This window comes from Paraburkholderia kirstenboschensis, from assembly GCF_904848585.1.
Classification (GTDB): domain Bacteria; phylum Pseudomonadota; class Gammaproteobacteria; order Burkholderiales; family Burkholderiaceae; genus Paraburkholderia; species Paraburkholderia kirstenboschensis.
The window spans coordinates 30,573-48,803 of sequence record NZ_CAJHCR010000023.1; the positions used below are offsets into that span (position 1 = coordinate 30,573).

An 18,231-nucleotide genomic window follows, 5' to 3' on the forward strand; every position below is an offset into this window, starting at 1 on the left:
GCGGTGAGGTGCACGGACTGACAACTCGCAAGCAGTCAGGCTGCATAGCGCCTGCTGGGGCGAGTTAAGCATGGCATCACGAAAGCGTCATCAGGAGCATGTAGCCTGCGGCGCGCACGCGGAAGAGCTGGAAGCGAATTGCATAGAAACATATCTGAGAGAGCTGTCACATGATGAGTCCTCATTCCGAAAGCATTGGTCATCTCGAGCATAGTGCCGGGAACGACCGCCTCAGGCGCGCCTTGGCCGCACGCCTGGACCGGGCATTGAAGCGGGCTGGCATCAGTTCGGCACGCGCAGCTAACTGGCTCGGTGTCAGTGAATATGAGGTGGAATATTGGCGAGGCGGAATCACTGTGCCGCCGCTGAACGCCTGCACGCGCCTTGCCACGGTCCTCCAGCTCGACGTTCACTGGCTTTGCACTGGGCAGCCCCGGGCCCCCTGATTCGCACTTCATGGCAAGCAGGGGCCATGCAGTTCTCTCCCTTGCCTATACGTTCTGATGTTCTCGGGCCGCTCGGCATCGCGGTCACCATCATGCCGCTGCGCGCTTTCTCTGATACGGAAAGTCCGTTTTCTCGCAGAGCCGGGGGTATCGATGTGATGAAGCCAGCCAGAGTAAACGGCGCCTTCGAGGAGACAGCACGTCTGAAGGTCTACGAGATGGAACTGGCGAGAGCCACCTCGCATATCGCGAGCACGCTGCACGAGCACACCATGCTGGAGGCGGTCGCACAAACCATTCAGGACTTCCAGGCGTTGCACGGACGCGACGACCTTAGGGAATTTGCACTCGCCCTTAGCGCAAGACTGGAGCAACGCGGGAGGTCGGCTGCGGCGAGGGTGCTCCAGTCCTTCGCAGAATGCGGAAATTTGCCAGATGCGGTACCAAAGGCGCGACACGGACCGGTGCCTGCTCCCCTGCCCGGCGTCCGGAAGCGAGCGCGAACTCGCGCAAAGTGAGCCGGGGGCGACCGGCGTCGGCCGCGTGCATGCAACACTAACGTTTATGGAACTGATATGACGACCGGAACAGTAAAGTGGTTTAACGACGCGAAGGGGTTCGGCTTTATTGCGCCGGACGACGGCGGAGAAGACCTGTTCGCCCACTTCTCGGAGATTCAGGGCACCGGTTTCAGGTCATTGCAGGAGAATCAGAAGGTCAGCTTCGATGTGAAGCAGGGGCCGAAGGGCAGGCAGGCGGCCAACATCAGGCCGTTGTCGCTGTAACAGCTCCGACGCTCGCCTCGTCGCGATGAATGGGAGGTTATGCGGCCGATTTCGCAAAACGTACGGACAACCAGCTGGAGACCCGCGTGCACGGCGTGCCGCATATCGAACCCTCGTCCTACCCGGGTACCCGCACGAGGTTGCGCTTTCTCGCACGCGATACCCGAAATCCTGGCGCAGCCCTGGTTTATTGGCTGGGGTGACGGAGCCCTCTGCGGAACCCGGCTTTTTCAACGCCATGCAAACATACGGACCGTTGATTCTGCTGGTTCTATTCGACGAACGGCCTGGCGTCTTCGTGGGGCGGGGCGCTGTTCGGAGAGTCCAGGATTCCGGATTCGTGAAGCGACCCGTTTTCAAGGACGGGTCGTCGCTCGACGTTCGATATGACGGGCCGTGCCGCGCCCTCTTGAACGAGTGGACGACGCCGGCGTGCCTCTGTTGTCGCGGGAGACGGATAGAGTCCGTGAATACGGCAACATCAGCGCGCAAAGGTTACTTTCAGTCGGGTGGCCAGGTCGCTCAGCGTACCAGAATACGACGTGACCCTTTGGCGCGCCGACGTTATCGTTCCGAAAAGTACGGATTGTGCACGCCTGTCTGAACTTCTTGACGTGGACGTCGCCTGGCTATGCGCAGGTCAAGCGTAGGCACAGCATCTCATGACAGTTTTCATCGGACGCGAACTCACAAGCTGTCCGGCTTGTCCGACTCACCGCCGCGCCGGAACCGCGTGCCGGGGCTCGCCATTGACGGGCAGCACGGTCGAAATGGCATGTTTGAAAACAAGTTGCACACCTGTCCCAGACTCCAGCAGAACTACAAACTGGTCAAAGGCGGCCAGTTGCCCGTTCAGTCTGATGCCGCTCACGAGGAACACGCTTACAGTGGTCTTGTCATTCACGAGCGTCTGCAAAAAATCGTCCTGCACGCTTGGGCGTGGGGTCATGTTCAAGGTTAAAGCATTAGGTCCTTTAATTGTACCGGTGATACCTGACGTCCAACACGGCAGTACCAAGAAACTTTAATTCAAGTTAGATACCCTGAGCGATAACGTGTCGAGAGGTTGACCCGGCTGCGGCCACGGCCAACCCTTTTTCTCGTCGGGCGCATCTGACTCCACAGACGGCGCGTACAACTCCACGTGAGACCGACAAATTCTTTTTGCGGCCCTGTGGAGGGACCGAGCCGCTTTTAATCGTCATCGACGCGGTTGTCATGAGAGCGCGCCGCAGCGTACCTGGCCACACGAATGCTGGCGCTCATGATGGCCGATTGCGCAGCTTCTTGTGCGCTGTACATCCTTGCGAAAGGTCGCGGCCCGCCAAGGAATGGCCCGGACAGAAGAATCTGGAGGCAATGTACGCGATTCTTGATGACAGGTACCGGCCGTTCTACGAGCATCGACTCGCGGCATAGCCGTTGATATGTCGAAAATTCGGTGATGGGCGGCTAGCTCAGATTGAGTCGGGGACGGCTGAAGTGGGCCTTAGGTCGTACGCAGGACGCTCAATGCCTCGCAGCTTTAGCACGAGGTCGGCCGTCGAACCCATCGACCGCAGGAATCGTACAGAATGGCGTCAAGATTCGTGCACCGCGGCCGCGGCTCGATTAGCGCGGCAAGACAGGCCGTGACTTGAGCATGACTCATCTTGGAAACGCGGCCGGCTTCGAGCGCAGCATCGATGACGCGCTCAAGGTTGTCCGTTGAGTAAATTTCAGTACCGAAGTGAAAGGCGTTAGTTCGCGGCACCGTCTTTCAACGGTTTCCGCGTATGATGCAGGATATCCGCAAAGCTCATGATGTCCTCACATTTGAGTATCGAACGATTGGCGGAAGCGGCTGCTCAGTACCGTCGACTGAGGGCGACGCGCAGGTTTCCTGGCAACATCGAAAACGCAAAAACCTCGTCCACATCGGATGCGCCGTCGGCCTGGAATATGCTGAAATTGCGGCACAGCATCGCGAGCGCCGATTTCACTTCCATCAAGGCGAGCCTGCGTCCCGGGCACAACCGCGGCCCGGAGCCGAACGGCATGAACCCCGCCTGATGGTGACTTGCGGCACTGGCTCCGTTGAGCCAACGGTCTGGGTCAAAAATGTGAGCCGCCGAGTCGCCACCCTGCTGCAGGCCTGCTTCGCGCGTCAGCAACGACAGGACCGTCCCCTTCGGGATCTGAACGCCATCTAATTGAACATCGAAGTTAGGCTCAACTGCGAGAACGGGCGAAACCGACTTGAGCCGCATGGCCTCATTGGTCACCGCGTCCAGATACACCAGCGCGTCGGCCGCATCGAGATCTTCGAGAATTGGCCCCTGGCCGATCACCGAGTCGACTTCTTCTTGCATTTTTTTCTGCACGTCGGGGTGGCGGCACATGAAATATGCAATCCAGGCGAGAGCATTCGCGGTGGTGTCTTCTCCTGCCAGAAGTATCGTGAAAACATTTGCGAGCACTTCGTCGTCGGTCAGCGGCGCTTCTCCTTCCTGTTGCGCCATGAGCAACGCCTCAAGCAGATTCGCGGGAAGCGGGGCAGCGTCCGAGCGTTGCGTCAATCGGACACGGCTGCGAGTTATGAGTTCCTTTGTCAGCGTCCGCACAGCATTCAGGGCGCGGTCCAGCTCTCTATCCGCAGGTAGCTTGAAGTAATGCCAATACGGAAAAGGCGCATTGATTCGCCGGTTAATCATCGGAAACATCACTTCAAGGTGTCGCTGGATCACCTCGCCCTCGCTCTCGAGGGTGTCCATGTCATATCCGAACGCAAGGTTTGTCGTCACGTCCACGGTGTAGCGCATCAGGTCCTGTCGAATATCGAAGGGGCGCTGATCGCGCGCTGCTATCTCCCATCGTTTCAGCAGTCGCCACGTCATCGTGCGCATCGATGGAAAGAATGCGCGCAGATGTACGGGGTCCAGCGCCTTCGCGACGAGCTGTCGTTGTCTTCGCCAGGTGTCGCCTTCCGTGGAAAAGACGCCGTCGACGCTCATTTCCTGCGCAACGGTCTGGATCACGTCCCAGCGCCGATAAGTGCCCGGCCGTTCACGCAGGACCTCACTGATGAGATGCGGATCGGCGATCGCGACGAAGGGGCGACCCATCAGCCTGAACGTGTACATGGGGCCGAACTCCCGGCACCACTGCTCAAGCACGAGGTGCAGCCTGCCAGGCTTGTACTGCAATGTATTCCCCAGAAAGGGAAAGCCTTTTGGGCCAGGAAGTTGCTCGACTGTACGAGTCGGGGACACACGGGTTTGCCGAACACTCTTATCTTGGGAAGACCGCTGTGCATTCCACTCGAGAACCTCGTTTCGATCCACCTTTACTTCACACTCTTCGACGATGGCCTCAAACTTCTTCAGATCCGAGGTGCTTTGCCCCTGTCTGTATCCAGATGAACAGGCGAACTGCCAGCCGTGCGCCCTGCAGGTCAACAAACCGTCCTTCAACGTTCCTTCGGATAAGAGGGTGCCTTGATGCGGACAGCGGCCCTGAAAGACGCAAATGCCGTTCGCGTGCAAGACAACGCCCAAGTCAATCCCGTCAAGGTTCGCCGCCTTGACGTTGTCGTCTTCCAGATCTTGCGTGCGCGCAATGACAACCATGTCTCTGGAACCCGATTGCGCTGCCTGAAGACCCGCATTCATAATCGCGCTCCTTCACACCAGATGTACACTGGCCCATCTCAGGCACAAATGCGCGAAAGACAGTTTCACGTGACCACGGCCGCCGGCTGAGAATCGCGCCTTCCAGGTATCGGACGACACCCGATAGCGAAAATGGAAAGCAATGTCAGGCAGGCACAACCGGCAACCAGTTAGCACTGCTGCTTCAGTTCCGTGTAGATTCCGCACCGGCTTTGCATGACAGATTTCAGAACATTCGCTCAACAAGAATACTAGTCATTCAGCGATGCTAGCCAAGCACTCTTTGTAGTTTCGTGCCGCCTTTTTGACTTGTCCCGAGCGGTGCATTCAGTCACCTATTTGGGGGAGGCGAATCTGGCGTGCGCACAACCCCAAACACGGCGGGTCCCAGGTGGAATATGCATGGAACGGCTACTGAAACACCTGCCGCTTCAACGGCGTGTCGGTTTCGTAAAAATAGATACTGGCGACGAAGCCATAGATCGCCGCGTCAACGGTGGCAGGATCGCGGCCAAAAACATAGCTGGCGTCGCCGAGCATGTCCGCCACGACGCGCAGATTCGCGATACCGCGCATAGATCTGCTCCAGTTCATATGACCGATGCCCTGATAGAGGTACCGCAGGCGGTTGTATTCACGAGCGGCTTCAAGGCGGTTTCAAGATCATTCGCTTGAACGTCCGGGTCGGCGGCAAGCACGGCGTCGCGAAACAACGGCCAGAAGCGCTCGTCGAGCGTTCGACGGACCAATAGTTTAGATTCAATTGCGTTCGCGGAAGCGCCGACGACGCTCAAGGCGCTCCTCGGTTTCCTGCACGCTGAACGCGTGTGGGTTACGCGATGATCGATGAGGTGGTTGCTCCGCGCAGGTCAGCTGTGGCGACGCCAGTGGTGAGTGGCTCGCGCTGCGTTGGCGTCATCAGTCTGGCCGGGCCACGAGTGCGCCTGACCGCCGGGGAAATACACGAGTATTCGGTACTGTTGCGCCAGGCGGCATACGAGCTTGCTCAGTTGAGCGATGTGGCCGGCTTTCTGGGCCGGCCGCCGGTCGTCAAGGGATGAAGACAAAACGAGGGAATGATGGGCAGCCGCGAGTCACGTTCGCTAGGGCTCAAGGCGACTGCCGTTGTACAGACGTTGTCATTTCGCCGGGGCGACGCAGCATCTTGTCGACTTCGCCAGCGTGCATCTCTTCGACATTGATCATCTGGCGGGCGAACTCTTCGAGCGCGACAGAGCGGCCCTCGACCAGCGTGAGAAGTTCGCGGTAAAGCTCCAACGCGAGGTTTTCGGCTTGTAACGACTCACGAAGGATCGATGAAATATCGAAAGTATGTGAATCAAGGAGGGGACCGATCGCAAGCGACGGATAGGCGCCCAACGTGGTGATCCATTCTCCGGCTAGCTGGGCGTGCAACAGGGATTCGTCGGCCTGCTCGCGCAGCCAGGATCTGATCGGAATGCGTCCGAACCCGAAGACAAGGAACGAATAGTGCGTGTATCTGACGACGCCGGCCAGTTCGGACTCGAGAATCCGGTTCAGCAACGCAACGACGCCCTCCTTATCGATCTCTGCCATCTTCACTCTCCTTTTAAGTCACTGCCACCGACCCGGTGCGCGTCGAGCCGCTCGGATTACGCCATGCAAGGAAAAGATTCAGGTTGGCTGCCGCCGGCAGCAGGGTGGGGCAGCCGCGGTCCGCTCGCCACAGTTGCATCATATCGTGCAGGCTGCCCCTGAATCGATTGGAGAGAATGAACTCGCGTTTGTCCAGCAAAAAAGTGCCCCGGTGAGGTGAGCGCAAACGGATCGCACGGTTGCCGTTCTGCACGGTTGCCTACCGCATGCATCATCTGTTGGGTAAGATATCCCTAGGCCACACATGACCATCTGATTGGTAATCGGTAATAAAGACTTGAAAAAAATTGCCATACAATCGCATCCTCGATTCCAGATCCACCCTTTGCGAGTGGAGTTCAGGAATGAAGACACCGAGCAAAATTTCCAAAGTCACCATCTGAACCGAAATCAGGCGTCTCTACATACGACGCTGATTTTCTGCTCATTCTTCTACCTCGCATTTGCGCTGACAGACCTCAGTGTTCTAGGTTATACGAGGGAGACACTGCTGCTTCTCGTTGCCCGCACCTTCGTTGCAATCACGGCCGCTATCGGGCTCTATATCGTCCGGACACGTCCCGGTTCCACCAGCGCGGTTCAGCTTGCCGCCACTGCAGCAGAGATCGTCGGAATGGGCACGTTCATGCTGATTGTCCGACATCGACCCAGCGAGATTCCCCGGCACGCAATGTCTTTCTGCATCATGCTCATTGTGGTCTATGTGTTTATCCCGAACCGACTGATCGTTTCCTTGAGCATTGCGTTCCTCGCAACGGCGGTGTTCATCATCGTCGTGTTGCATACGTCGACGCTCAGATGGTCCGACATGGTGACCATGTCGATGTTGCTCCTGCTCGCAAACAGCTTCGGGCTGGTGGCTGCGCGCCGTTATCATCGGCTGTGGCGCGATGAATACCGGGTTCAATCGCTTCTGACAGAGCAGGCAATGAAGGACCATCTCACCGGCTGCTTCAACCGACGGCATCTGCATGAAGTTCTTCTTCCAATTGAACTCGAACGCGCCCGGCGTCACAAACTTTCGTTGAGCGTGATTCTGTGCGATATCGATCACTTCAAATCCATCAACGACACCTACGGCCACCTTTGCGGAGACGCTGTGCTCCGGAATTGCTCCGCTATTCTCCAGAGGTCTGTTCGTCAGCAGTTCGACTGCGTAGTTCGATATGGCGGCGAAGAGTTCCTGTTGTTGCTGCCTCAAACGGACAGAACGGGCGCAGTTGATCTCGCTGAGCGGCTGAGACGTGCGTTAGCCAAATCGCCGACTGTGAGTAGCCAACACAGCATTGCCATAACCGCGAGCTTCGGCGTGCTGGCAGTGGATCTGACTGACGGCGACTCGCATCTTACGGAGGAAATCATCATCGCGGCCGCAGACAAACTCTTGTATCGCGCCAAGACGGAAGGCCGCAACAACATTCAGTCGGACACTTTGCAGGACGCCCCAGCTCTTTAGAGACTGTGAACTGGCAGGAACAGCTTGCGCAGGCATTTTCTTGAAGGTCAAGTGACCATCATCTTGACCAGTTCGTAGGTTGTCTTCACGCCGTACTTCTTCAGAAGTGCTGAGCGGTGCACGTCAACCGTGCGTGGGCTGATCTTCAAGTCCTTTCCTATCTCCTTGCTGGTGCGGCCATCCACGACCTGCGCCGCAGCAACCCGCTCGCGCCGCGTCAATGTGCTGGCCGTGTCCTCGCCGCGATGAACTCCAGGACGATCGTCGAACGTCCACGTCGCGAGTTCGTACGGGTCCAGCGGATTGAAGCCATAACCGCGTACCGCCACCGAGATACGGCTTCCGTCGATGCGTCGCATGATGCGGTCGTCGGTGAACACCGCATTTGGCCAACAGCGGCTCGATGCGTGCACCGATGCTCTCGAAGTCCTTACCCTCCAGAGAGAGCACCGCGAAAGATTGCTAGTCGGGAGATCGTCGCGGAGATGAATCGCGTCAGCATGCTAATCGACCTGTCGCACGTCGGGCCGAACACGTCGCGCCAAGCGATTCTCGCGTCGAATAAACCGGTTGCGTATTCGCACTGTCTGCCCGCCGGACTCAAGGCCCCCTTCGCAACAGGAACGACGAGCAGTTGCGCTTCATCGTCGATCGCGGCGGTTTCGTCGGTACGACGATGTTTCCGCCGTTTCTCAAGCGCGGCATCTAATCCGCTGTGCACGACGACGCCCGACACCAGAAGTGCGAACATCGGCTCACTGGCGCATGGAGCAATGAAAGGTTGCCACGTGCAAGTTGACTGGTCGGATTGGACAATTGCTCGCCTTTGCTGCTTGTGCCGCTTTTTTGTGTCAAAGCCGAATCGAAACCGGTTTGTCCCACTTATGTTGAACTCCAGTTCGGGACAGTCTTCGATATTGCGAAACTGATTCAGGACAGCGGCTCACCGGCTGCCGCATTGAAAAGGCTCGCGCGGATCTCGCGCAAGTCAAAAGGTATGGAGGGAGCCAGAGTCTGGAGCACACCCGACATTACGGAGAGTGCACAGAAATTGTGGCGGCAGCCGAGGTGGCGGTAGCCGCGCTGGAGCGTTGCGTGAACGGGAAGCGTCAGACGCCGCTAATCCTATGGGGTGGGTAGATGCCTGGTGGAAGGCAATATCGTCAGGCCGCGCAAGAAAGAAAGTGTTTGCCGGGTGAGTTCATTGCGAACACCTCTGGGCATTACAATTTCGTCAGCTGCTGTGGATGCGAGCCTCTTAGCAAAGCCTTTGCAACGGACCAACGAACGTTTTTCGTTCGCAGACCATAACATGTCGGCTGAGGCGTATCGTCGATGGTCGTAGAAGTGGAACGAATACTAAGCACGGCTTCGCAGTTGATGGCGCGTCAAGCGTGCAACGCTTCCGACATCGCCAGACGTTTGGCTGATATTCGTTTTGTTTTGGCGAATATGGTGGACTAAACGGCTGATAGTCGTTTGAGGGTAGCGATCGAAGGGCGGGCGTCCGGCGCGGAGTCCACGGTGCGTCGACCGCTTGTCGATCGGCGAGCGCCTGGAGAAGAAGAGGCGCTCCAAAAGGACGGCAGTCAGGACGAAATCACGAGGGAGACTGTGATGAGACCAATTTTGTCCGCTCAGACTGCACGCCGCACAACTGCAAGCCTGATGCTCGCCCTGATGGGAATGGCAATATCAATTGCTTCGTCCGCGCAAACGGGCGGCACGTGCATTCCCGTCGCAGAGCGAACGACCGAGTTAGGTTGCTTCGTTCACGCAGAACAGCATCTGGAAGCACTTCCACCGGGCCTCGCCTACTGGCACATCGATCGCTTCCCGAGCCATTAGCCGCCAATGCAGTGAGAGAAAAGAACGGGACCGTGGTTGAAATTCTAGGGCACGTGTGGCTTTTCACCATTGCCGACAAGTCATGGCAGTCAGCGTCTGGCGAACATGTCGCCAACGTTGGGCCCTTACCCCTGCCGGTGGCTAAATCGTTGATGGCGACTTACATGGAAGGAAATTTTCGACCGGGTATGCAGTCGACGGTACATCGTCATCCCGGAACCGAAGCCTGGTTCGTGCTGTCGGGCGCGCAGTGTCTCGAAACGCCCCATGGCAATCAGTTCGGCCGCCCGGGCGCTGCTCCGGTGATCGTTCCTCCCGGAGAGCCGATGCTTTTAACCGGCGTGGGTAAGGAACAGGGTCACTGGCTCGTGCTCATCCTGATGGACGCGACAATGCCGCGTGGATCGCCTGCGGAGGACTGGACGCCTGCACATAGCTGCGAACGCGCCGATGCCATCGAGAAGCATCAATGAAAGGTTGACGAATCGGGCGGGGCACAACCTGCGCGGAAGTTGACCTGAACTCCATTGCGTAACGCACTTCGAAACAAGCGCAGCCGTGGCAACTTCCGAGAAGATTTTGGAACCACTTCTGCCATTTGAGATCGCATTCGACGAACGCCAGCTTTCGCCCGACGCGGCACCATCGCAAGTTAATCAGTCACGGCACGCGAAATTGGGTTGCCTACCCCCATCGCGAACTTTTCGGGGGGACCTCCAGCCATCGCCACATCAACGACCCTACAGATTACGAGCGGGACGCTGCAACGGTAAGCGTCGCGCAAATGCATTGATTTGCGCGGTCATATGCACAACAACGGCGAACTTGCAATTGCGCTCATTGTGCATGGGATCGGTCGGTTGGCTTGCGCCGGTATGCATCCCGATCAGGGTTAACCCATTCAGAACTGTGCCGCAAACTGCATACAGTTCTTGCAAGCGAGCTTGCTTCAGACGCGGCGCGTCGCGGCCCAAGGTCGTCTGGCGGTGTTTCCTCAGTTTTGAGAACTCAAGGGAGATGACAGATGGACATCCGCAACCCTTCCCCGGGCCTCTACAACGAAGATCTCGCACCCGCCAGGGTGCGCAACTGGGGCGCCTTTAGCATTTTCAACGTCTGGACCTCGGACGTGCACAGCCTCTGGGGCTACTACCTCGCCGCCAGCCTGTTCCTGCTGTGCGGCAGCTTTACCAACTTTGTGCTGGCGATCGGGCTCGGCTCACTCGTGATCTACGCGCTGATGAATCTGATCGGCTACGCCGGCGAGAAGACTGGAGTGCCATACCCGGTGCTGGCGCGCGCCTCTTTCGGCGTGTGGGGCGCCAACCTCGCGGCGCTGGTGCGCGCTGTGGTGGCCTGCTTCTGGTACGGCGCGCAGACGGCAGCGGCTTCCAGCGCGATAGTCGCGCTATTGATCCGCAACACCAGCCTGATGGAGTTTCACAAAGGCACGCACTTTCTCGGGCATTCGGGGCCGGAGGTGATCTGCTACTTCATCGTCTGGGCGCTGCAACTGCTCATCATTCAGAAGGGTATGGAAACGGTGCGCAAATTCCAGGACCTGGCCGGTCCGGCGGTTTGGATCGCGATGCTGATTCTGGCGATCGGCCTGTGCGTCAAGGCCGGGGGCTTCTCGTTCGAGCATGGCATTCCGATGGACGCGCTGCTCGAGAAGACCAGGGAAGCCGGCGTCAGCGGCGAGCCCGGCTCGTTCTGGGCGCTGATGGCCGTAGGCGCGACCTGGATCACCTACTTCGCGGCGTTGTACCTGAACTTTTGCGACTTCTCGCGCTATGCGAAGAACCGCGACGCAGTCAAGAAAGGAGACCTGTGGGGCCTGCCGGTCAACCTGATTGCGTTCTCGCTGGTCGCAGGCGTAACCACCATCGCCGCTTTCAGGGTGTACGGTGAGGTGCTGTTGCACCCCGAGCAGATCTCGGCCAAGTTCGACAGCTGGATACTGGCACTCATCGCGGCGGTGACCTTCGCAGTCGCAACGCTAGGCATCAACGTGGTAGCTAATTTCGTCTCGGCGGCGTTCGACATCTCCAACACGTTCCCCAGGCAGATCAGCTTCAGGAAGGGCGGTTTCATCGCTGCAGCCATCGCGCTGGTGCTCTACCCATTTGCGCCGTGGGAAGGCAACGCCGCGCATTTCGTCAACGCCATCGGTGCCACGATGGGCCCGCTGCTGGGGATCATCCTGGTGGACTACTATCTGGTGGCCAAGGGCAACATTAACGTCGCGGCGCTCTACCAGGAGCACGGCGAATATCGCTACGAAGGCGGCTGGAACGTGAACGCGCTGGCTGCGGCGGCGGTCGGCAGCGTGTTTTCGACCTTCCTGCCCAACTTCACTAACCTGCTGCCGGCCTGGTGGAATACGTATGGCTGGTTTTCGGCGTAGTGATCGGCGGCGGCATGTACCTGATCATGGCGACCCTGCGGCCGCGCGCCGCGGTCGCCCCTACCCGCGCATAAGGGTCTTTCCATCCCGATCAGGTACGGTCAAGCACTCGGGCGTAATCGTTGACTTCCCGTCCTGCCTTTTTTGCCTACCGTGAAACCAGGGCGACGCCCCAGGCAATTCCTCGCCGGCACCGCAAGCTGACCGTTCTCACCCGCTCATTAACCAGATGCACGATGCTGGGACCGTCGCCGGCGGTTGTGGGAAGCCTGCCGGGATAAGCAAGGATAGCTGACCGTTCAGGTCAATGTGGAGTGCATATGCTCGGTATCCGTACCGCGATCAATGGGGCGCTTGATGCGCTCTCGCCGCGCGAGGCAAAGGTGCTGCAATGCGTTTCGGGCTCGCTACCGCATCGGGCCGTACGCTAGAGGAACCGGGGAAACAGTTCGACGTGACGCGCGAACGGATCCGGTGGACTGACCGCAAGGCGATGCGAAAACTGAGGCACCGGGGCGTGCTGACGGGCTAAGGCGAATTCCCGACCATCGCGCGCCGGGACCAAGGCATTGGCGTGATGTTGTCCTGGATGACAAGATCCGCAGTTTCCCGTCGATCAGGAAGAGGGCGATCATTCGCGCGCACCGTAGCCGGGCTGAGCCGATGTGCTTCCCGCGTCATTGCAGATCAGCTCGTGGCACGCTACCACCGCCTCACAGCAGGACTGCCTGCTGCAAAAGCTCCAGCGCCTTGAGCTCGTCCAGTCGGCCCGTGCGTGCCTTGCCTGCCAGCGTCTTAAGCAATGCCTCCGCGATCGGCGCAATGCCGTGAAGATGGTCCAGGCTCGTCACGGACGGGGATAGCGACTCGCGCGATTGCGGAGGTGTTGCGGGGGCCCCAAGCGACTCAGCGGTTGCCGCCGTGGCTGCCGCCGGTTCACCATCACTTTCGTCAGATTTGCGACGGGCAGGCTCGCCGGGAGCATCAGCGACGTGATGCGGCTGGCTGACGACGATCGTCCCTTTCTCTGAGGCACCTGCCAAACCGGTCGCGGGGTCTTTCGCACCGGTCCGAATGTCCGCCCGCGAGCGCCTCGCGTTCGCCGTCGCATCGGCGGGCTGCGTCGATGCGCGATCTTCCGTTGCGGCCGCGAGTGGCTCCTTCTGTTCAACGGATGCACGGCCGCGCGCGGCGGGCGCGAGCAAGCGCGACACCGACTCGGGGATGTCGGCTTCCGAACGCGGCGTGTCCAGCCAGCCAGCTGGCAAACCAAGTCGTTCTGTGAAACGGCTTGCTTCGACGCTGTCGAGCCGTTTTTTGCCATACAGCCGGTGGGCCATGTTGGATCCGCTCATCTCCATGACCACACCGAGTCTTGCTTTCGATCCGTTACGGGCCGTCAAAACATGGAGGTTCGCGCGTCGAATTTTCTCTACGTCACCGCTGTCGTCTAACGCGAGTGGTCGCTGTTGGTTTCCCCCGACAGATTTCTGGGGTTTCGAAGGTGAACCTTTTCGCGGCGCACGTGGGGCAGGCGGTGCGGCCATCTGGCTTCGACTGTTTCTGACGGCCCGGGGCGAGCCGCCCGTCGCTTTTTTCGGCATCTGCGCTTCCCCCGACAAACTGTCTTCAGGATATGGTTGCTGGCCGCCGTGAACGGCGGAAGGCGGCATGGGTGTTTCCGACACTGCTTCCGGTTCGTCGTCGGCCTGGACAAACTCGAGCGGTGATTTCAGGCGGGCGATGGTTTCGGGCGCAAGCGCAGGATTGGGCTGGTCAAAGAAACCGTGAGGCAAACCAAGCGTGGTTTCCATGTGAAAGGCGGTCTCGGGCGTGAACCTTTCACCCTTCGTCAGCTCGGCCACTCGCGCCATGTTCGATCCCAGTCCCAGCGCGATATTCTCCGCGCCTACCGTATCCACCAGAAACTGGAACGATCGTGTCTTGAAAATGGAGGCAGTCTGGGCAGAGTCCCGGGCAGGTGCATTGACGTACGGCGGTCTCGGCCGGTTCGGCTGGGACTGTTTGACGTGACGAGGTTGGCGCTGGCCGCTGTCCCGAGATCCCGCATATCGTCCGCGGGTTTGACTCATATAGTAGGGCTCCATGCGATCACTGGTGTGCTGAGTGCGATTATAGATGACGTGATGCTGGCATTGGATGCCGAACGACGCGATAGCGCGAAAACAGAGGCGGGGAATCCGGCCATGGGTGTGGCTGGTTAACGTCCGCGCTCGCCGGTCGCGATCTGGTGATGCTGGCCTGTAAACCAATGCATAGTCAGCCTTTGCCGGTCACACGAAATCGTCAGATATCAGGCTGGCGATCGAAGATTGATGCGCCGGCTCTCACGTTCAACGCAAAGCGCGGCCGGGGGTTGATCCGTCGGTGGTTAGCGAACGGGGGCTGGCTGGTCAGTCAGCTCCTCGAAAGTCCGGCTGAACTTCTGCAGCCCGGAATGATTCGGCCTACCAGGCATTTCTTGAGAACGTGCCATCAGTGGTGCACGAGATCTGCCGGTCTCCGAAGGACCAGGGCAGCGCTTACACCAACTTGCCGATCCGCATCGCCAGTATCGATCAATCCGGAAAGCCTGCTCGCCGGTCGGTGGGGTTATTTTCTCACTTTGCGTTTCGCGAGGACCTGCATTCAGACAATGCGCGTCCCTCGTATCACGAAGAACGGAGGGTTTCTGTGCTGCATTGTCGCCGCTGGCCATTGATGACAGCGTCCATCGAGTGGCGGATGTCGCCAATGCCTGACGCAAGTTCCAAGGGAAGAGGTCGCGGATAGTGACACTGCCTGTGTCATCACGAATGCGTCCGACAGAACGTGAGGTGCTGACTACGAAGGGATCTGACCGCTTCGATCTGGGGACTGACACACTCGCACCACTTTGCCTGCCGGCGTATCTGCGCCCAGCTCAACGCGGCTTCACCTCCTAACCTCGACCTCCGTCTCGTCCGGCGGGCGGCAGGGCACCTTCACCGTAGCGCTGCCAGACGGCGTTGGCAACGCATGTCACCCCCGCCGCGCCGATAGCTCTGGATGGCCTTCGTGCGGTCCTGGGTAACGCTCTTCTCTTCGGCACCCCACGCGCCCTCCCAGTACAGCCCGAGATTGTATGCTGAGGCCTTGTGGCCCAGTGTGATGGCCTGCTCGTAGAGCGTGAGCGCGCGGCTCGTATCGACCGGCATGCCCCGCCCAAGCCGTGCGCTGTCGGCCAGCGCTGCAGCGGCCATGCCGCGAAGATGGCCGTCCGCGGTCTCATCCTTCATCACGTCTTCGAAGATCGCATTACCTCTCTCAAGGTCCGCCTCGCCTCCGGTCGGTGTGACGAGAGAAATGGCCATTGCCATGCGCCAGGCGGGATGCCGGTTAGCACCAATGCGCTCAAGCAGCCAGCGGCCGAGATGCGGCGCGCGATTGAGCGTGCTGGTGAGAAGAGCATTGGCGATTGCGGCGAGGGACTCGGGGGACAGAAACCCGGTCTTGTTGGCCGCGATGACGTGACGGGAAAACTTCTCGACATCCAGAGTAGGGTCGGCGAGGCGCAACTGATGCCATTCACGCTCGATCGTTCCTACCCAGCTTTGCATTTGCATGGTGAGCAACACGTTGGTGAGGAATGCACCTGATTCTAGCTCACCTTCTGTCAAATGCAACTTTCGGAGTTCGTGCGTCCCGTTCACATGCGTTCGCCAGATAGAGGGTTGCCACCGTTTTTCCCGTCTGAGTCAGTGACGATTCTGAGCAAGGCTTCAATCTTTGTGCCGTGATCCAGCGCGGCGGTGAGTCGTGCACAGAGTTACGAAGCGTTGGCAGGCACTGACGCCTCCTGCAACGTCAAGGCGATGGAACAGACCGTAGTGGATGATCAGGCATGGATGGCGACGGTATTCATATCGCGACTTGTGGCAAGATCCGAACCGGATGGCAGAGACGGGTTCGCGAGCCCACAGGCAAGTGTGTTTGCCAGCCTGCTTCGCACGACGATGGAGAAGGGGAGTGTCCCACGATGGCTGATGCATTTGAACTCGTTGCCCTGGCGTTGCCCGGCGACGTCGCCCCCGAGTCACTGCCCGCCATCGTCCGCCAGTTCGTCGCGGATTGCTGGCCAGGCATGAGCCGCAGCCAGTTGATCGCCCGCGCCCGGCGCCTTGCGTTGCGGCCGTCGCTGTGCGCCTATCGCCCGAGTGCGCCGGGAGACATCGGACACTTTGCGCTCACACTTATGGCGGGCACGCAGACCATCTCCCTGATCGCGCATTTACGCCGCGTCGCAAAGCGGCGCGCATCCGCACGCAGTCGCAAGGCGGTCAACGCCTCGCGACCGCCCGCGCGCGATCCGCGTCAGACGTCGCTGTTCTGAAAGGGCGCCGAACTCGACGACCTTCATCGAATTCGGCGCCACGCAGGTGCGCGAGTTCACGAGCACGATCGAGGCCATGACGCAAAAAATCTACGGGGGGCTTCTGCAAGATGCCGGGCCACTGTCGCGCGCCGCCTGGCGACGAGGCACGTCGACGATCCAGACTGAAGGCGCCGTCCGCAACTTGTCAGAAGACAATTGATTGCCGGGATTCGCCATTGGTCGGGCGGATCGCCCTGGCGCCGTACTCCCGCATGCGGATGACCCCTGTTCCAGGCTTCGTCCTGTCTTCACGAACAGAGGCTCTTTTGCCCGTCTGTTCGTGTAACGGCGGGTTTCAGCATAGGCGTATTCTTTCACACGTCACGAAGCAACAGGCGTGATCGGGGTAGCGAGGAGAAGAGCGCGGCCCCGCGGCTTCGATATGGCCGCGGGGAATGCGTCGACTATTCGCCCAGCCACGAACCGAGCAACCTCGATGGTGTACGGTAGCGGACAGTTCCATGCTTCATCCGTTACGCAAACCAACGCACCCCGGGTGAGAGCGGCAAAGCCGGTGGCGGAAGACCGCCGGATGCCCGTAACTCTTTGTCAGCAGCCTGTGCACGTCCTCTCACGGACGGGCCCCGGCAACGGGCGCATGCGCACGCCGGTTGCCAACTGTTCCGGTCTCTCAGATCTGTCGAAGTGCGCGCCCACATCCCGGCTAGTCGGTCGAACAACAAGTGATCGAGGAGCGACTATCAACCAGCTGCTAAGTCAGCACTGCCGATGATGCTACGACGTCGCTGGCAAATTTCGATCCAACGAGTGGCGGCGTCCAACGCGTTGGTGCCTCGCTAGCTCGCGCAGCGGGAGCTACGGTTAATATTCGATACCCGCGAGAGCGCACTGCGCTTTTCATTTGAAGTGTTGATGGCATTGATCGCAGCGGACTGCGTTTCTATCCATCCGGTGCGCAGTGCAGCTTATAACGCGTGGCCAGGCGATGACGTCGGCTTCGCAACGGATAGTCCAGCGCGCATCTACCTGGCGGACCAGTTCGGCCAGCAAGTGGACACGTCCGTTAGAAGCGCACTTCAGCGTGCTGCCGGTGTTGCATGCCTATGGTCTGTCGCGCGTGGTCTCAGTTCTGCGGCAAGGCAAACGTTGGCGAACCGCATCCCGACGATGTAGCCGCATGGTGCGAGGCTGAGGATGAGTGTCCCGTTTCCGCGCGCGTTGTCGAGTCGCTATGATAAGGCGTCGGTGCCGAGGACACCAACGTCGTGTTGTCGGCCATAGCGGACGCTCAGCTACCGCCCTCATCGGGCGGCTGCACGCTGCTAACCGGCCGTTCGCCCGAGCCGGCTCCGGAGCGGGCGACTCTCAGATCGGCGAACGGGTACTTACGTTAAGGTTTATTCGATGCCTGCCATTGCCCGCAGGAATGTGAATGCCTCCGCGTGTGCTGGCAGGCGTCGAATAAGCCTTAACGCCACGTGCCGATTGGAAGGGCTTTCACGGAAAAGTCTCAGCAGGTCATCACTCGTCGATGAGGACGTCCACGAACTAACATTGGCGAGTGGAGTTACGCCTTGAAAGTAAGATGCGGAATCCCATTTACCTATTGTGAACAAGCGCGTTCCT

13 protein-coding genes and 3 pseudogenes are annotated in these 18,231 nt (G+C 59.3%); 8 read left to right on the top strand and 8 right to left on the bottom strand.

Annotated elements, in window-relative coordinates:
• The first annotated feature begins 472 nt into the window (after positions 1–472).
• Both JMY24_RS33940 and JMY24_RS33945 read left to right on the top strand, forming a co-directional pair.
• Entirely contained in the window at positions 473–964 is a 492-nt protein-coding gene (locus tag JMY24_RS33940) for a hypothetical protein (protein WP_128596109.1), read from the top strand.
• A 57-nt stretch (positions 965–1,021) separates the two neighbouring features.
• Positions 1,022–1,231, top strand: a complete 210-nt coding sequence (locus JMY24_RS33945; RefSeq protein ID WP_128596110.1) for a cold-shock protein — start codon at positions 1,022–1,024, stop codon at positions 1,229–1,231.
• 712 nt (positions 1,232–1,943) lie between these two features.
• Here the strand turns inward: JMY24_RS33945 and hfq are convergent.
• The 5 genes from hfq to JMY24_RS33965 form a co-directional block, all read right to left on the bottom strand.
• The gene (gene hfq / locus JMY24_RS33950) at positions 1,944–2,180 is read right to left on the bottom strand and encodes an RNA chaperone Hfq (protein ID WP_201703739.1); all 237 of its coding nucleotides are present in this window, start codon (positions 2,178–2,180) and stop codon (positions 1,944–1,946) included.
• Between the two features lie 898 nt (positions 2,181–3,078).
• Entirely contained in the window at positions 3,079–4,881 is a 1,803-nt protein-coding gene (locus JMY24_RS33955; RefSeq protein ID WP_201703718.1) for a cytochrome P450, read from the bottom strand.
• 411 nt (positions 4,882–5,292) lie between these two features.
• On the bottom strand, positions 5,293–5,457 hold the full coding sequence (locus JMY24_RS38745) for a glutathione S-transferase C-terminal domain-containing protein (RefSeq protein ID WP_236597643.1): 165 nt from the start codon (positions 5,455–5,457) through the stop codon (positions 5,293–5,295).
• A 14-nt stretch (positions 5,458–5,471) separates the two neighbouring features.
• A complete protein-coding gene (locus JMY24_RS38750) occupies positions 5,472–5,675 on the bottom strand; it encodes a hypothetical protein (protein ID WP_236597644.1) in 204 nt (67 codons plus the stop codon).
• A 316-nt stretch (positions 5,676–5,991) separates the two neighbouring features.
• Positions 5,992–6,459 (bottom strand): ferritin-like domain-containing protein, encoded by a 468-nt coding sequence (locus JMY24_RS33965; protein WP_128596112.1) that lies wholly within the window; start codon positions 6,457–6,459, stop codon positions 5,992–5,994.
• Between the two features lie 337 nt (positions 6,460–6,796).
• Between JMY24_RS33965 and JMY24_RS33970 the strand changes: the two genes are divergently transcribed.
• Positions 6,797–7,975: a GGDEF domain-containing protein gene (locus JMY24_RS33970; RefSeq protein ID WP_236597645.1), complete on the top strand. Its 1,179-nt coding sequence runs from the start codon at positions 6,797–6,799 to the stop codon at positions 7,973–7,975.
• Between the two features lie 47 nt (positions 7,976–8,022).
• Here the strand turns inward: JMY24_RS33970 and JMY24_RS33975 are convergent, their stop codons facing one another.
• A complete protein-coding gene (locus tag JMY24_RS33975; RefSeq protein ID WP_236597646.1) occupies positions 8,023–8,355 on the bottom strand; it encodes a LuxR C-terminal-related transcriptional regulator in 333 nt (110 codons plus the stop codon).
• Positions 8,356–8,442: 87 nt separating this feature from the next.
• Between JMY24_RS33975 and JMY24_RS33980 the strand changes: the two are divergent.
• The 4 genes and pseudogenes from JMY24_RS33980 to JMY24_RS38755 all read left to right on the top strand — a co-directional run.
• Positions 8,443–8,681 (top strand): annotated as a pseudogene (locus tag JMY24_RS33980) (membrane dipeptidase); the annotation flags it as partial.
• A gap of 1,153 nt (positions 8,682–9,834) precedes the next feature.
• Entirely contained in the window at positions 9,835–10,296 is a 462-nt protein-coding gene (locus JMY24_RS33985) for a cupin domain-containing protein (RefSeq protein WP_128596114.1), read from the top strand.
• Between the two features lie 551 nt (positions 10,297–10,847).
• Positions 10,848–12,304 (top strand): annotated as a pseudogene (locus JMY24_RS33990) (NCS1 family nucleobase:cation symporter-1).
• A 267-nt stretch (positions 12,305–12,571) separates the two neighbouring features.
• Positions 12,572–12,741, top strand: a pseudogene (locus tag JMY24_RS38755) (sigma factor-like helix-turn-helix DNA-binding protein); the annotation flags it as partial.
• Positions 12,742–12,943: 202 nt separating this feature from the next.
• On the opposite strand, the gene JMY24_RS34000 reads toward JMY24_RS38755, so the two are convergent.
• Together JMY24_RS34000 and JMY24_RS34005 are read right to left on the bottom strand one after the other, a co-directional pair.
• On the bottom strand, positions 12,944–14,323 hold the full coding sequence (locus JMY24_RS34000) for a hypothetical protein (protein WP_201703719.1): 1,380 nt from the start codon (positions 14,321–14,323) through the stop codon (positions 12,944–12,946).
• An 891-nt stretch (positions 14,324–15,214) separates the two neighbouring features.
• Entirely contained in the window at positions 15,215–15,835 is a 621-nt protein-coding gene (locus JMY24_RS34005; protein ID WP_128598767.1) for an SEL1-like repeat protein, read from the bottom strand.
• A 413-nt stretch (positions 15,836–16,248) separates the two neighbouring features.
• Between JMY24_RS34005 and JMY24_RS34010 the strand changes: the two genes are divergently transcribed.
• On the top strand, positions 16,249–16,602 hold the full coding sequence (locus JMY24_RS34010; protein ID WP_201703721.1) for a hypothetical protein: 354 nt from the start codon (positions 16,249–16,251) through the stop codon (positions 16,600–16,602).
• Positions 16,603–18,231: the final 1,629 nt, after the last annotated feature.